Origin of the sequence: Bartonella sp. MM97QHHN, from assembly GCF_042194285.1 — a bacterium.
GTDB lineage: Bacteria > Pseudomonadota > Alphaproteobacteria > Rhizobiales > Rhizobiaceae > Bartonella.
On sequence record NZ_JBHIMS010000046.1, the window covers coordinates 1 to 1,143 of the forward strand.

1 pseudogene is annotated in these 1,143 nt (G+C 44.9%); it reads left to right on the forward strand.

Annotated elements, in window-relative coordinates:
• A pseudogene (locus tag ACFIJW_RS02610) lies at positions 1-1,143 on the forward strand (phage portal protein); the annotation flags it as partial.

Consider the following 1,143-nt stretch of genomic DNA (forward strand, 5'->3'; position numbering starts at 1 on the left):
TCGTGATTATAGCGAGGAAGAATTTAAGCAGCTCCAGTGCATGATGCCCGATATCCAAGGGGCAGCTTTCAATAAAAAGGTCGTAAAACGTGCTTTTTTAGGGAGAAAATTGCTTGAATCCCCTGATCAACCTTTGGTTCCAGCGGGTCAATTGGGTTGGGAGTGTATAACAGGGTATTTTGATAAGATAGAACGGCAATTTTATGGGGTTGTCCGTCCGACAAAAGATCCACAACGATGGGCGAATAAATATTTTAGTCAAGTGATGTATATCCTTAATAGCCAATCCAAAGGGGGGCTTATTGTCGAGGAAGGGGCGTTTAAGGACATCAGGCAGGCTATGCAAGATTGGGCGCGGGCTGATGCGTTGCTAGTTGCTGAAGATGGCGCTCTTGCAGAAGGCAAGATACAACCAAAGCCTGTAGCACAGTTTCCAGAGGGCTTTTTCCAGCTGTTTAATGAAGCTAAGGAAGCAATTAATCAGGTGACGGGTTTATCACCCGAATTCATTGGTACAAGGGAAGTGACACAAGCGGGTATTTTGGAGGCACAACGACGCCAATCCAGTTTAAATCTGCTTGCTTGTCTGTTTGATGGTTTACGTTTGTACCGCAAGCGGCAAGGTAAGATTATTTTGCACTTGATACAGAATTACTTGTCCGATGGTCGTTTGGTACGGATATCTGGTGAAGAGAATGCGCAATATATTCCATTGACGCGTGAAGAAGTAACGAGTGTCGAGTATGATATTGTAGTTGATGATGCGCCAACCAGCCCGAATGAGAAAGAGCGCACCTTCGGTATCATCACACAGCTGCTCCCATTGCTTCAAAATGCCATTACGCCGGATATTATGCTTGATCTACTTCGTTACTCACCCTTGCCTGCGTCATTACTCAATCGTGTCAGTGAGAAGTTCCAACAGCAACAAATGGCACAACAACAGCAGATGGATCCCGAGCAGGAAATGAAGTTGCAGGAAAAGCAACAAGACTTAGAGACGAAAGCACAGATGCATCAGATGGATTTGCAACAAAAGCAGATTGATCTTTTTGTGCATCAAGAGAGAGCAAAAACAGACGCAGAACTGATGAAGCAACGCTATGAGATTGAACGGCAGAAGCTTCTCAATGATCAGGCACA